Here is a 13100-nt window from a genome sequence, read left to right on the forward strand (position 1 = left end):
CCCAAGTTCAGGTTCGCTTCAGCCGCATTTCGACACGACATTTGCAACCGTTGAACGCCGGATCCGTTTCATCCCCCGGACGGGTTGAGGGCGCTCATGAAAAACAAGCCTGTGTCCTGTGGCTTAAGGAGTAAAGAACAATGCAAGCCAATCTTAAATTTGCGCGACCGCTGGCGGTGGCGTTTGGGCTGTTCGCCCTCGGCGGAACTGCCTATGCCGCGGACGTGGTTCAGGAAGAGCCGCCGGCACCTGCCCCGATTGCAGAACTTCCGGTCGCATCCTGGGCCGGTCCCTATGCCGGTGTGAGCGTCGGCTACGGCTTCGCCGGCCATGCCAAAGCCAAAGACATTGGCGTCGACGTCGACACCAAGGGTTTTGTCGGCGGCGTCTTCGGCGGCTATAATTGGCAGCAGGAGAACTTCGTCTACGGTGCCGAAGCCGATATCGGCTACAACGGCGTCAAGGGCGACGATGCCGGCATCGAGGCCAAGGGTGGCTTCGAGGGCTCGCTGCGTGCCCGCCTCGGCTATGCCGTCAGCCCGGACATCCTGCTCTACGGCACCGCCGGTGGCGCGCTGAAGAACCAGAAGATTGAAGCTGCCGGCGTAAGCGACACCAACACGCAGTTCGGCTGGACAGCCGGCGTCGGTACCGACATCAAGATCACCGACAATGTGTTCGGCCGTGTCGAGTATCGTTACACGGACTTCGGCAGGAAGGACTTCGACGGTATCGGCAAAGTTAAGTCGACCGACAATCGCGTCACTTTCGGCGTCGGTATGAAGTTCTAAGTCGTCCAAGCCACGACACGAAAAAGCCGGGCCTCGCGCCCGGCTTTTTTTGTGGCACCGGTTGGGCCGCCCGCCCTCAGGCCGGGATGGCCGGCTTCAGTTCCGGGAATTTCTCGTCGAAGCGCGCCGCCCAGCGCGTCAGCCGGCCGCGGCCCTTTTCCCATTTTCCGGCGAAGCGCAGCGAGAGATAGCCAAGGCAGGCGCGCAATGCGATTTGGCCTAAGGTGATTTTCTTCGGCAGCTTCGGCGGGTTGGCGTTGAGCAGATCGAGCGCGGCCGAAATCTTCGTCCACTGGCGCTCGAGCCAAGGCTGGTAGACCATCTCTTCCGGCCGCGTGCGCCGCTCATAGACCATCGACAGCGCACAGTCGCAGATACCGTCGGCCAATGCCTCCAGCACCTCCGCCTCAAGGCGCCTGTCGGGATTGCGCGGAAACAATGCGTTCTTCGACATCCGGTTGAGATGCTGCGTGATGGCGCGGCTGTCGTGGACCGAGCGGCCGTCATCGAGCACCAGCACCGGGATCTTGCCGAGCGGATTGGCGCCGATCAGTTCGGCCGGCCTTTCCTCGGTCTTTATCGGCACGAGATCGACCGCGATGCCAGCATAAAGTGCTGCCATGCGCACCTTGGAACTGTAGGGGGAAGTAGACGCGTAGAGCAGTCTGGGCATTGTCGATTCCTGTTTGCCGGCTACAGCTCCATATGCCCCGTTGGACGCGCAAAAGGACGCGGTAGCATTGTGACTTCGCGCATGACCCTCACCGAAAATCGATTCCGACAGGGGCTCGTGCGTGGGCACTGTTGACCGATCATGCAGGGTTCATCAACGGCCAGAGGCGGAAAACCGCGCCGCCAGCGTACAACCATTGTCTCGACGTCAATCGCGATGCGATAAGCCGCAGTGCGGCGGCAGACGCGAGCGGGTCGGACAATCCAAATCCGATTGGCTACCAACTCGGCCTTGCACCGAAGGTTAGCCTTTGGCAGCCACGAAAATCCCACCGGACTTCGCCGCATGGCGAAGCCCTGGGAGCTGCGAAAAGACGTCTTCCTCCCGCCTCTTTCTCGTTCTGCCCGACCGTCAACCAAGAAGCGACGCGCCTGTCCGGCATCCCGCCCTGACTGTCTTGAGTATTGTCCCCGACGGTAGCAGGGCGGCGACTACTTCTTGGCCTTCGCCTTTGCGGGCGCTGCTTTCGGCTTGGCCGCGGGCGCTGCTTTCTTCACTGCCGCAGAAGATTTCGCAGCGGCGGCCTTTGCCGGTGCTGCCTTCTTCGCAGCTGGCTTCGCGGCGGCCTTTGCAGCCGGCTTCTTGGCCGGTGCCGCCTTCTTTGCGGGTGCAGCCTTGGCCGGTGCTGCCTTTGCCTTAGCAGGTGCTGCTTTCTTCACGGCCGGTTTTGCCGCGGCCTTGGCGGCCGGCTTTTTGGCCGGCGCTGCTTTTGCCTTAGGCGCGGCGGCCTTCGCTTTGGCAGCGGGTGCCGCTTTCTTCACAGCAGTTGCGGCCTTTGCCGCGGCTGCTTTTGCTGGTGCTTTCTTTGCCGGTGCCTTGGATGCCGGCGCCTTGGATGACTGCTTAGCCATATCATGCCCCTTCCGTTGTGCCGACGGCCGTTATTGACCCGGCGCGTATTGCATATCTGACTCGCGGCTTGCTAGCCAGCGAAGCATTAGAATGATTTTTGCAGCTTAAGTTTCGGTTACGGCGAGCGCACGACCATTTTACCCTCGCAAAAACCGGCTGCGAATCTTTGTCTCCCGCAGTGAAGTTCTGCGACAGAAATTCTGGCCGCTCTATCTCGACCGGTCTTCTCGTCAAGCTCAGGACCTTTTCGACCAGCTTTGCGCTTCAACGTCCGGCGCTCAGCGCGAACATTGTCCAGAACGAAGGCGGTCGCCCGCCTCGTCTTGTTTGAAAAGATAAACTACAGGTAAGTAGGAAGCAACGCGACGAGCACGCCGCTGCACTATCTTGCACGGCGCGATGAAAGTAAGCAGACAGCTCACATTTCTGAAGGACAGGATATCGTTCGATAGATCCGGTCGAGCCGACCGGCGTGATCGAAAGCGCTTGGCCGTTCAGGCGCCGGGCGGCTCACGGCTCATCTGCAGCCGGCGCGAAGGCTCGGCCCTGTGGAGATGGACGGCGAAGGTATCCCATGGCGGCATGACGGAAATCTGTGCCAGGATGCGCCCCGCTTCACCGCGATGATAGCCGCCGTGCAGTACGACGTGGGTCAGCATTTCCTGTCGCGACATCAATACCTTATCCCCGTCGGTGAACACGAAGGCGAGGGGCTCGGACAGCTGCCGCGACGAAACGGTTTCGAGATAATCGGGATACCAGCGATCGGTCGCTGCGACCGCGGCGCGAAGTTCGTCGAACGCCGGCGTGTCCTCAGTGGTGGCGGCGGAGTAGCCATGGCTTGCGTCAACCAGGTGCGCCGAGAATATCCGCGACACCACATGGCTGTGATCGACGAGCCGTATCACGGCCTGCCGTTCCTTGCCGTGAACATGCGGGTCGAGACTCGCGAGCTTTTCCAGCAGTTCGTCATGGCCCAGGCCTGATAGGCAAACAGGCTGCGAACCAGAGCGAGCGCACTCATGGTCGGTGTCCTTTTCCGGAAATGCGAGTATGTTGTTTATATTTTCAGGAGAATGAGAGGGCGTGTCTACTCGCATTGCAAGACCGCATCCGCGCATGCGCAAGCAGCCGCGCCAGGCGCGTTCCAGGGCAACCGTCGAGGCGATCATCGAGGCAGCGGCTCATGTTCTGAGCGGGCTGGGCTGGGCCGGCTTCACCACCAACAAAGTGGCCGAGACAGCAGGTGTGAGCATCGGCACGCTCTACCAGTATTTTCCCGACAAGCTCTCCCTGCTCGCAGCCGTCCGGCGCCGTCACTTCGATCATGTGCTGTCGGTCATTCGCGATTCGGCGGAAGACCAAAAGCCGCTCAGGACATTCGCGCAGGAGCTGGTGCGCGGCATGATCGCGGCCCACAGCATTCACCCGACACTACACCAGGTGCTGCTCGACGAGGCGCCTGGCGATCGTGGCTCCAGGGCCGCCCATGCTTCGTTCCAGGCACAATACCTCAATCACTATGCGGCTGCTGTCGCCAGTTATCGCAAGCCAAGGAAAGGCGCCGACACGGAGGCCGTGGCGCGGGTGCTGTCGTCAGCGATCGAAGGTGTGATCCACAACGCGGCACGCCGGAACATGCTCGCCGCGCCGGAGCTGCAAAAGCAACTCGTCGAACTGATCTGCGCCTACCTATCGGGAGCGGGCCGTACCGGTCGATAGCGCATGGCACGGCGGAAGTCGGGATTTCTGTGTGTCGTTCAAAGCCGGCTTATGAGGTGCGGCAGGGACGATGCCAACAATGCCGCACCTGATGCGGCCAAGAGTGTGAGGACGATCTTTCGAAAAGTCGCCTCGCTAACGCCGATGTAGAGTCTCGCGCCAAGGAGTGTCGGTATCAACATCGCCGGCGCGACGACGGCAAACATCGGCAGCATTTCGAGCTTGATCTTTCCGGCCGCAAGATAGGCGGCCATCGTCATGGAGAGGGTCACAAGGTTGAAATTCTGGATGACAATACGCTGCCTGTCCTTTTCCCATTGGCGCAGCACGCACCACAGCGTTGGAACCGGGCCGGTGAAGCCGCCAAGTCCACCCATGATGCCACCGACCAGACCTATTGCACCGTCTGCAACAGGACCCCCGACCTTGATGGGAGGGAGGCGACGCGCAAAGAGCATCAAGGGACACCAAACGACCAGCAGCGCGCCGAAGACCAGCTTGAACAACTGCACATCCAGCAAGGGCAGGATGGCGACACCGACCGGAATCCCTATGGTCCCGCCAATCAGGAAGGGCAGCAGAAGCCTGAGGTCGAAACCCCGGCGGACGGTGACGGCAGCGATGATCTGACCGGTGAGCGCCCCAAAGACCGCCATGGCAGCAGCCAGTTGGGGTTCCACGGTCCAAACCCAAATCGACATGGCAACCAGGCTGAAAGCGAACCCGGAAAGCCCCTGGACGAAGCCAGCAACGACCGCGCCGAGAGCAACAGTATAAACAAGCAAATCCATGTGGTGCTGTTTCCCCGCAAACTCGTGACAGCAGATCGCGCTTCCCGCGAATGCTGCGCCGCATGGAAACGGTGACGGTCGATCAGGTGGCCGGTGCTAAAAAGTCGGAATCAGCGAGTGCGCGATCAGCGCAGGACGCGGCAGCGGCCGTTGTAGACCATCCAGCGGTCGAAGCCCGACACGCAGAATTCGACATTGTCGCCGATCGAGGCAAAGCCCTGGCCTTCCTCGATCAGGTACCAGATGGTGCGGGCGCGGCCGTCGGAGAGGCTGACGGTGGCGCCGCAATAACGGCGGCCGATCGGCCAGGTGTCGTCGGCCGGCAGATAGCGATGCTGGTGGATGCGCTGGAAGTCGACGATCTGCACATCCGGCAGATGCGGCACGTGATGCACCTGATAGGAGAAGCGGTCGGTGATTTTGTTCAGCACCCAGGCCTCGCCGCACACGCCGCTGTCCTCATCAGTATAGATTGCAAGGTCGGCGGCCTGCACCGCCTGAGTAACGCCGAGAGGCGCAGCCAGCGGCGTGCAAACGGCGAGCAGTGCGGCAAGGGCGGATTGGGCGAAGCGAGTCATGGCAGCCTCTCAAGGTCGACTGCGCGCAGTGTGCGGATTCGCTGACGCGCGGTCAAGCGGTTGTAGCGACTATGGTTGTGGTGACGCGGTTGCACTGAGGGAACGGCAAGGACCGCATCTCAAACTACTCTCCCGCCAGCCAGTCCAGCGTCCAATGCGATGGCTGCTCGACAGCAAGCAGCCGGTGCAGCGCCGGCAGCAGCGTCCGCAACTCGCCCTCCAGGGTGAAGGGCGGATTGACCACCACCATGCCGCAGCCATCGAGGCTCGGCTCGACGGAGGCCGGCCTGATCTCAAAACCGATGTCGAGCAGCCTGGGAACGCACGTCTGCTTCAGCGCCTTGCGGAAGGCGGCGACCGCCTTGCGGTCCTTGAGCGGATACCAGAGCGCGTAAATCCCTCCTGGCCAGCGCCGATGGGCTCTTTGCAGCCCGTCGACCAAGCGACCGAACTCGCCCTCTTCCTCGAAAGGCGGATCGATGAGGACGAGACCGCGCTTCTCCTTTGGCGGCAGATGCGCGCCGAGCGCCAGCCAGCCGTCGAGCTCGATCACCCGGGTCTGGAAGTCGCCGTCAAACAGCGACTTCAGCCTGGCGGCATCCTTAGGATGCAACTCGACCGCCGACAGCCGGTCCTGCTTGCGCATCAGGTGCCGGGCGATCAGCGGCGAACCCGGGTATTTTGTCACGCCGCCGTCCGTATTGAGCGAGCGGACGGCTTCAAGATACCGCACCAGCAGTGCTGCCGCCGGCGCATCGAGGGCCGCATCGACCAGCCGGCCGATGCCGCCTTGCCATTCGCTGGTCTTTTGCGCTTCGGTCGAGGACAGATCGTAACGGCCGATCCCGGCATGGGTGTCGATGACCCGAAACGCCTTGTCCTTCTGCTTCAGATATTCGATCAGCCGGCTGAGCACGACATGCTTGACGACGTCGGCGAAGTTTCCGGCATGGTAGGCGTGGCGATAGTTCAATTGGAGCCCCTGCCCCAGCGAGGCGGTGGCGGCTGCGAATTCGGATTTTCCGGCCGGCGGCCGCCGAAACGGAATGCCAGCACCAGCCCGGCCAGGCCGGCCGCCATCAGGGAAAAACCGACCGGTCGCGCCCGGCGGTCGACCTCGCCGGCAGCCGAGCGCAGGACGAGATCGACGGCCCGCATCGGAATGCCCTCGGCGTCGCCTGGACCAACGGTGAAAATGTAGGGGCCGGCGGTAACCGTCGGGATCAGGCCGGCCTCGTCGCGAAAGATCCTGTCCGGCAGTTGCGGACTGACCTGCCGAGGATTGTCGGAATGGTTGAACTGCAGCGTCGAGGCAAGCACCGTCCTGCCGCCGGTGGCGACAGTGAGGGTCAACACGGTGCGCTGCTGCGAGACGATACGCTCGGCTCTTGCCGTTAGGTCGACCAGCACGCGTAGCGGCCCGTCGCGTGCGCTCAGGGCCACCGTCACTGGCTTGAACCGGCCCTGGTCGTAAACCCTCCAGGTGCCGATCTCACGGCCGGAGAAATTGGTCATCGCCCAGGGATAGACGACGCCGATGCCGGTGCCGATGAGCAGTATCAGGGCGAACAGAGAGCGCATGAGGTCAAGACCCGGTATTCGGCGCGCTGGTGCCGTCGCGGGCGCGCTCCATTTCGTCCAGGAGCATGTCAAGGCCGAGATCAAACGTCCGGTCAAATTCGGCGGTGCCGAAATAACGCCCGGCCGCAGCTACTTTTGGAAAATCCTGCGCCAGTTGCTCATCGCTGACTGTGGTCACGGCCGAAGGTCCCTTCGCATAGCCGGCAGTCTCGTCGAGGATGGCACCCATCAGATAATAGCCGGTGGTACGGAACAGCCGCGCACCAAGTTCCGGTCCGAAGCCGCCGGCCTCGAACAGGCCGAGGATGCCGTTCAGCCACGCAAGGCAGGTCGGCGAGTTCATCCGGTAGGTGACGAAGAAGCTGGCGAAAGCCGGGTGCTCACGCGCGACGCGGCGGAAATCCTGCACGGCGATGCGCAACCTTTGTCGCCAAGGTAGGTCCGTGTCGGGCATTTCGAGAGAGCCGATCAGCCGGTCCACCAAGGCTTCGAAGAGATGCGCCACCGAAGGAAAGTGGTGATAGATGCTCATCGCCTCGCAGCCGAGTGCAGTCGCCAGCTTGCGCATCGAAAAACCGGCGAGGCCCTCGCTCTCGATCACCTTCAAAGCGGCAGCCTCGATCATCTCGCGAGACAGTCTGCCGCGCGGTCGCTTTTTTTTGATCGATGTGTCCATGGTGCCGCTTGACAACTTACACTGTAAGGTTCATTTTCGACATTACCTTACACCGTAAGGTCTACAAACGCCAGAGGAGAACGTCATGTCTGTCTATCGTACTCTTTCATCAACGCATTCTTCCATCCGCCGTGCCTGCCTGCTCGCCGCCGCCTGTGTGCTGACGCTGGCTGCAACTCCTTCTTATGCCGATGAGTATGACGCAACCGTCAAGGACATCCAGTCGACCATGGGCGGGGTGCCCGGTTTCGTAAAGCAGTTCCCGAAAGCCGGTCTGCCCGGTGCATGGGCCGAGGTCAAGGCTATCCAGCTCAGCGACAGGACGGCGCTGCCGCCGAAGCTCAAGTCACTGATCTCGCTGGCGGTGGCGGCGCAAATCCCGTGCAACTACTGCATCTGGTCGGACACGCAGGACGCCAAGCGGGCCGGCGCTACCGACGAGGAGATCCAGGAGGCGGTCGCCGTTTCAGCGCTGACCCGCCACTGGAGCACCATCTTCAACGGCATGCAGGTCGATTTCGATACGTTCAGGAAGGAGATGGGCGGGCAGTAATGCCTTTCGTTGTTAGAGTGGGATGCATTCAGACTGAATTAGCCATCCCGCTCCGACTGTTTGTGTGATCCGCCAGCACCTCATTGATGACCCGCCACGATTTTTCCGCCTCGCGCTGGTTGCCGTCATGTCCCGAAGCGACGATCAGCGCCTTCCACAACGCCCAGCCCCGAGCGCGCGCCCAGCTGTGCTCGTCAAGCGCAATGGCGTCGCGGAACGCCTGGCGGCTCTCGCCGTAAAATTCCGTCCACGCGATCACCAGATCACAGGCAGGATCGCCGATAGCCGAACTACCGAAATCGACCACCGCGCACAGCTTGCCATCTTCGACGAGCAGATTGCCCGAGGCGACGTCGCCATGGACCCAGACCGGCGGCCCTTTCCATCCCGAGGCAAGGGCCGTCGCCCACACGGCCTCGGCTGCGGCCTTGTCGATGCGGCCACCGAGCGCCGAGAGCGCGGCTCGGGTCTCGGCGTCGTAGACCGAAAGCCGGCCGCCGCGGTGGAAATTATGCTGCCCTGCCGGTGGCCCATCGGCAGCGTCGATCCGGTAGAGCGCCACCAAAAAGCCGGCCAGCGAACGGGCGAGCTCAGTAAGATCGGCAATCAGTCCACCAGCCGCCGGTCTGCCGCCAAGCCAGCGATAGACGGACCAAGGCCATGGATAGCCTTCCCCGGGCGCGCCTTTGGCCAGCGGCACGGGTATGGGCAGAGGCAGGTGAGGCGCCAGGCGGGGCAGCCAGCGATGCTCCTTCTCGACCTGGGCGACATAGGCGGCGGCGCTCGGCAGCCGCACCGACATGTGATCGCCCAGTCGGAACGTGCGGTTGTCCCAGCCGCCAGGCTCGACCGGCTCTACCGGCAGGTCCGCCCATTTGGGGAACTGCGCGGCAATCAACCGGCGAACAAGTGCGGCATCTATCGGCATGCCTGGTGTTCGTTCATCGGGCGGCATCGGGCTTGCTCAGGTCTTTTGAATAGCCGGCAGTCCATCTTTTTGGCGTCGCATTCTTGCGGCGCCAGTGATTCCACTAGGCGGCAAATTCCCTAAGCCTTGCGTTCCCAGCGCCGGTCGGGCGTTTGCTGCCAGTAGGTCACGGTGTGGCCCGCCTCCTTCATTGTCTTCCAGTGCGTGCGTGCCGCCTCTAGCTGGGCTGCATCGTGACCGTCGAACAGGAACACGGCGCGCTGGTAGCCGCCAAGCTCCGGCGGCACCGCCCCATCGACCAGGAAGCGTATCTGCGCCTGGTTCGGATTGTCAGGGCTGACGGTCAGAAGCACCGGCTGCTCGGCGGGACGGGCTTCGCGGTCCGTTGCGTGGGCCAGGAATGAATCGTCCCGGAAAGTCCACAGATGCTGGTCCAGCGCGTCGCGCCGTTCCTCGGTGCCGGTCTGCACCACGGCGCGCCAGCCGCGATCGATACTGCGCTCCAGGAGGCCGGGCAGCGCAGCCTCCAGCGTCGATTCGGTCAGGTGATAAAACAGAATCTCGGCCATGCGTTCAGTCTACATTTTCGGAACCCCGCCCCAGCCGCTCATTGCTCGTAATGATCGCGCAGCAGCCGGTCGAGCAGCCTGACGCCGAAGCCGGAAGCCCATGACTGGTTGATCTCGTTGGAGGGCGCGCCCATAGCGGTGCCGGCAATGTCGAGATGCGCCCAGGGCGTGTCCTTGACGAAACGCTGCAGGAACTGCGCGGCGATGATGGCGCCGCCGTGGCGGCCGCCGATGTTCTTCATGTCGGCATTCTTGGAATCGATCAGCTTGTCGTATTCGGCACCGAGCGGCATGCGCCACACCCGCTCCTGCGTCGCCTGTCCGGCCGCCGTCAGCCGGTCCGCCAACTCGTCATTGTTGGAAAACAGGCCGGCATAATGCTGGCCGAGCGCCACCATGATGGCGCCGGTCAGCGTCGCCAGATTGATCATGAATTTCGGCTGGAAGCGGTCGTTGCAGTACCACAGCGCATCGGCCAGCACCAGGCGGCCCTCGGCGTCGGTATTGAGCACTTCGATGGTCTGGCCCGACATCGAGGTGACGATGTCGCCCGGTCGCTGAGCGTGGCCATCGACGGCGTTTTCGACCAGCCCGACAATGCCGACGACATTGACCTTCGCCTTGCGCGCGGCTAGCGCGTGCATCAGCCCGGTGACGGCAGCAGCGCCGCCCATATCCCCCTTCATGTCCTCCATGCCCGAGGCCGGCTTGATCGAATTGCCGCCGGTGTCGAAGGTGACGCCCTTGCCGACGAAGGCGACCGGGCTTTCCTTGGCCTTGCCGCCGTCCCACCGCATGACCGCGATGCGGGCGCCACGCGGCGAGCCCTGCGCTACGCCCAGCAGCGAACCCATGCCGAGCTTCTTCATCTCCTTCTCGGCCAGGATCTCGACCGTGACGCCGAGCGCCTCCAGTTCGGCGATGCGGGTGGCGAATTCCACCGGCCCCAGAACATTGGCCGGTTCATTGACCAAATCGCGCGCCAGCAAGACACCGTCGATCACCGCCGCTTCATCGGCGAAGGCCTTCTTTGCAGCTGCCGGATCGGCGGTGTGAATAGTCACCTTGACCGGCTTTTTTGGCTCGCGCTTGTCGTCACCATTGTTCTTTTTGGTCTTGTACTTGTCGAAGGAATAGCTGCGCAGCAGGATGCCTGCTGCGAGCTGAACGGCTTGCCTGCCGCTGATGGCGGCACCGGGAAGATCGAGCACGACGGCCACTTCGGTTGCCTTGCGAAAGGACGCGGCAATCGTGCCACCGAGCTTCAGCCAACCATAATCATCGAGATTGGAGCCCTTGCCGGCACCGACCGCTACCAGCCGATCGAGCGATGTCCCTTCCGGTGCCAGCACTTCGACCAGGCTGGCGAATTTGCCGGTGAAGTCAGCGACCGGAAAAGCCCGCTCAAGGGTCTTTGCCGGATCACAAGCCCTGGCGGCATCGCTGAGGTCGCCCTCGTCGGCCGCCAGAACGAAAACGCTGCCCTTTTTGGGCGCGGCGAATTTGGCGAAGGCGATCGAGGGTCTCGAATTCATGATGTCCTGCTTTCGGGAAGTGCGTTGGATTATCGCGAGAAGCGTTCGATTGGTCGGACCGAAAGGTGCCGTGTTGTTGCGTCAGTGAGCGGCGGGTTGAAACAGCTCGATGACATTGCCCGATGGGTCTTCGAGCAGGGTCTGGGAACCGCCGACGCCCGTTATGATATCGTTGCGAAAGACAAGTCCAGCACTCTTGAGGCGCGCAACCTCTTCTTTCAGGTCCGGCACCACCAGCAGGATGCGGTTCCAGCCTCCCGGCACCGGCTGCCGGCCATCCGGCATAGCCCGTGCACCCGAACTGCCGGGTCCGCTCAGAAGGAGCCGTAACGCGCCGCGCGTGACGGAAGCAAAAGCCGGTCGCGCGTCCTGTTCGACGGTAAAGCCCAGTTGTCCACAGTAGAAATCGATCGAGGTGGCGACATCATCGACCATGTAGCGAATGCTGACTGGCGTCATGATCATTGACCTTTCGGTTCGAGCACGCTCCAACAAGGCGTGTCTATTGCGGGCGGAACAATCGGCATAGTCCTGCTCACTATCGCTGCTTGACAATCCGCGCCGCTATCGCCCTGGCCTGAATGCGGGCATTGGCGAAACAACCGCGAATGCTCGGCCGCATGCCGGTAAACCACAGGCCGGGCAATTTCGGATCGGCATCGCCGCCGTTGAAAAGCGGAACGCCCTTGCCGTCGAGAACGCCGAGCTTGCCGACCATCTGCTCCAGACCGGTGCGATAGCCGGTCGCTGCAATGACGATATCGGGCGTGATCAACCTGCCGTCATTCAACACGACGCTGTCTTGGCTAAATTCCCGCAATGGTGGCACCACCACGATCGTGCCTGCCTTGATGGCGCGAACCGCGCCGTCGTCGGCTGCGATCGCGGTGTAGTCGCCGCTCAGACGGGTCGCACCGCCTGTGGGAGCCGGCGGAAGCCCAAATTTCGTCAGGTCGCCGAAAACCAGGCGCTGGGTTGTCGCCATCACCGCATCGGCCAGCCGCACCGGCAAGCTCGCCATTAACGGTGAAAGCCTGTGGACGGCGACCTTGCCGATGCGTTTCGGCAGCAGAGAGGGGCCGTTGCGGGCTGACAGCCAGATGCCTTGGGCATCTGCATTCGCCAGATGATTGAGTGCGTCGAACCCCGAATTGCCGGCACCGACCACTAGCACCCTTTTGCCGGCGTAGTCCTTCGCGTCGCCAAAATCGGCCGAATGGATAATCCGGCCTGCAAAATCCTTCATGCCTTTCCACGCGGGAATAAACGGCTGCCGGTCGCGCCCGGTGGCGACGACGATATGGCGCGCCAGACGACGTCCGGCGTTCGTCCGCACGGTCCAGTGATCGCCGTCGAACGTGACCTCTTCAACGGCAACGCCGAATGCGACCGGCAGACCATGCGTCTGGCTGAAATCGTTCAGATGGCGAATGACGGCCGATTTATGCGGAAAAGCCGGGGTGCCTGCGGGGTAGCCGACACCGGGGAGCGTCGAGAGATCGCGATGGGTATTGAGGTGTAGCCGCTGGTGGCGCCGATGCCAGGGTTCGGCAAGCCGGCTCTCCCTTTCCAGGACGAGCGTCGGTACGCCGGCCTTCATCAAGGCGTGGGCGGCGGCAAGGCCGGCCGCGCCGGCGCCGACCACGATCGCGCCGTCAAAGACGGTTTCTCGACCGGTTTGACTGCGCAATTTTTCCGCTTCCATGCTGGGGCTCAACAGATCCTGACCCGTCTTATCACGCCGCGGCGGTCGCGACCGGCGCGACATTTGGTCGTTTTGCCGCATTTGAC

At 62.5% G+C, this 13100-nt stretch carries 16 protein-coding genes; 3 read left to right on the forward strand and 13 right to left on the reverse strand.

Annotated features, from left to right (window positions below):
• The first annotated feature begins 140 nt into the window (after positions 1–140).
• Entirely contained in the window at positions 141–791 is a 651-nt protein-coding gene (locus NKH80_RS00440; protein WP_254820293.1) for an outer membrane protein, read from the forward strand.
• Between the two features lie 76 nt (positions 792–867).
• Here NKH80_RS00440 and NKH80_RS00445 read toward each other — a convergent pair whose 3' ends face one another.
• The 3 genes from NKH80_RS00445 to NKH80_RS00455 form a co-directional block, all read right to left on the reverse strand.
• Positions 868–1464 (reverse strand): glutathione S-transferase family protein, encoded by a 597-nt coding sequence (locus NKH80_RS00445; protein ID WP_352479252.1) that lies wholly within the window; start codon positions 1462–1464, stop codon positions 868–870.
• Between the two features lie 491 nt (positions 1465–1955).
• Positions 1956–2375: a hypothetical protein gene (locus tag NKH80_RS00450; RefSeq protein ID WP_352479251.1), complete on the reverse strand. Its 420-nt coding sequence runs from the start codon at positions 2373–2375 to the stop codon at positions 1956–1958.
• 495 nt (positions 2376–2870) lie between these two features.
• Positions 2871–3476, reverse strand: coding sequence for a DinB family protein (locus NKH80_RS00455; RefSeq protein WP_352507913.1), 606 nt, complete (start codon positions 3474–3476; stop codon positions 2871–2873).
• On the opposite strand from NKH80_RS00455, the gene NKH80_RS00460 reads away from it, so the two are divergent.
• Positions 3463–4098, forward strand: coding sequence for a TetR/AcrR family transcriptional regulator (locus NKH80_RS00460; RefSeq protein WP_352507914.1), 636 nt, complete (start codon positions 3463–3465; stop codon positions 4096–4098). The two genes, NKH80_RS00455 and NKH80_RS00460, sit on opposite strands and share 14 nt — an antisense overlap.
• 38 nt (positions 4099–4136) lie before the next feature.
• Here the strand turns inward: NKH80_RS00460 and NKH80_RS00465 are convergent, their stop codons facing one another.
• The 5 genes from NKH80_RS00465 to NKH80_RS00485 form a co-directional block, all read right to left on the reverse strand.
• Complete coding sequence (locus NKH80_RS00465; protein WP_352507915.1) at positions 4137–4889, reverse strand: sulfite exporter TauE/SafE family protein; 753 nt, start codon at positions 4887–4889, stop codon at positions 4137–4139.
• 125 nt (positions 4890–5014) lie between these two features.
• A complete protein-coding gene (locus NKH80_RS00470; protein ID WP_352507916.1) occupies positions 5015–5467 on the reverse strand; it encodes a hypothetical protein in 453 nt (150 codons plus the stop codon).
• Positions 5468–5591: 124 nt separating this feature from the next.
• Entirely contained in the window at positions 5592–6440 is an 849-nt protein-coding gene (locus tag NKH80_RS00475) for a 23S rRNA (adenine(2030)-N(6))-methyltransferase RlmJ (protein ID WP_352988985.1), read from the reverse strand.
• The gene (locus NKH80_RS00480) at positions 6437–7048 is read right to left on the reverse strand and encodes a hypothetical protein (RefSeq protein ID WP_352739657.1); all 612 of its coding nucleotides are present in this window, start codon (positions 7046–7048) and stop codon (positions 6437–6439) included. Before NKH80_RS00480 ends, NKH80_RS00475 begins: the two co-directional genes overlap by 4 nt.
• A gap of 4 nt (positions 7049–7052) precedes the next feature.
• Positions 7053–7724 (reverse strand): TetR/AcrR family transcriptional regulator, encoded by a 672-nt coding sequence (locus NKH80_RS00485; RefSeq protein ID WP_254820301.1) that lies wholly within the window; start codon positions 7722–7724, stop codon positions 7053–7055.
• Between the two features lie 85 nt (positions 7725–7809).
• Here NKH80_RS00485 and NKH80_RS00490 point away from each other — a divergent pair, with 85 nt between their 5' ends.
• Complete coding sequence (locus NKH80_RS00490) at positions 7810–8277, forward strand: carboxymuconolactone decarboxylase family protein (RefSeq protein ID WP_352988989.1); 468 nt, start codon at positions 7810–7812, stop codon at positions 8275–8277.
• Between the two features lie 28 nt (positions 8278–8305).
• On the opposite strand, the gene NKH80_RS00495 is transcribed toward NKH80_RS00490, so the two are convergent.
• The 5 genes from NKH80_RS00495 to NKH80_RS00515 all read right to left on the reverse strand — a co-directional run bounded on the left by NKH80_RS00495 (position 8306) and on the right by NKH80_RS00515 (position 13014).
• Positions 8306–9205, reverse strand: a complete 900-nt coding sequence (locus tag NKH80_RS00495) for an aminoglycoside phosphotransferase family protein (RefSeq protein ID WP_352507921.1) — start codon at positions 9203–9205, stop codon at positions 8306–8308.
• Between the two features lie 119 nt (positions 9206–9324).
• Entirely contained in the window at positions 9325–9774 is a 450-nt protein-coding gene (locus NKH80_RS00500; protein WP_352507922.1) for a DNA polymerase III subunit chi, read from the reverse strand.
• A gap of 38 nt (positions 9775–9812) precedes the next feature.
• Entirely contained in the window at positions 9813–11309 is a 1497-nt protein-coding gene (locus NKH80_RS00505; protein ID WP_352507923.1) for a leucyl aminopeptidase, read from the reverse strand.
• Positions 11310–11390: 81 nt separating this feature from the next.
• Entirely contained in the window at positions 11391–11774 is a 384-nt protein-coding gene (locus NKH80_RS00510) for a VOC family protein (protein ID WP_352507925.1), read from the reverse strand.
• Between the two features lie 73 nt (positions 11775–11847).
• A complete protein-coding gene (locus NKH80_RS00515; protein ID WP_352988992.1) occupies positions 11848–13014 on the reverse strand; it encodes a flavin-containing monooxygenase in 1167 nt (388 codons plus the stop codon).
• Between the last annotated feature and the right edge of the window lie 86 nt (positions 13015–13100).

It is taken from the genome of Mesorhizobium sp. M0904 (assembly GCF_040319475.1).
Lineage (GTDB): Bacteria > Pseudomonadota > Alphaproteobacteria > Rhizobiales > Rhizobiaceae > Mesorhizobium.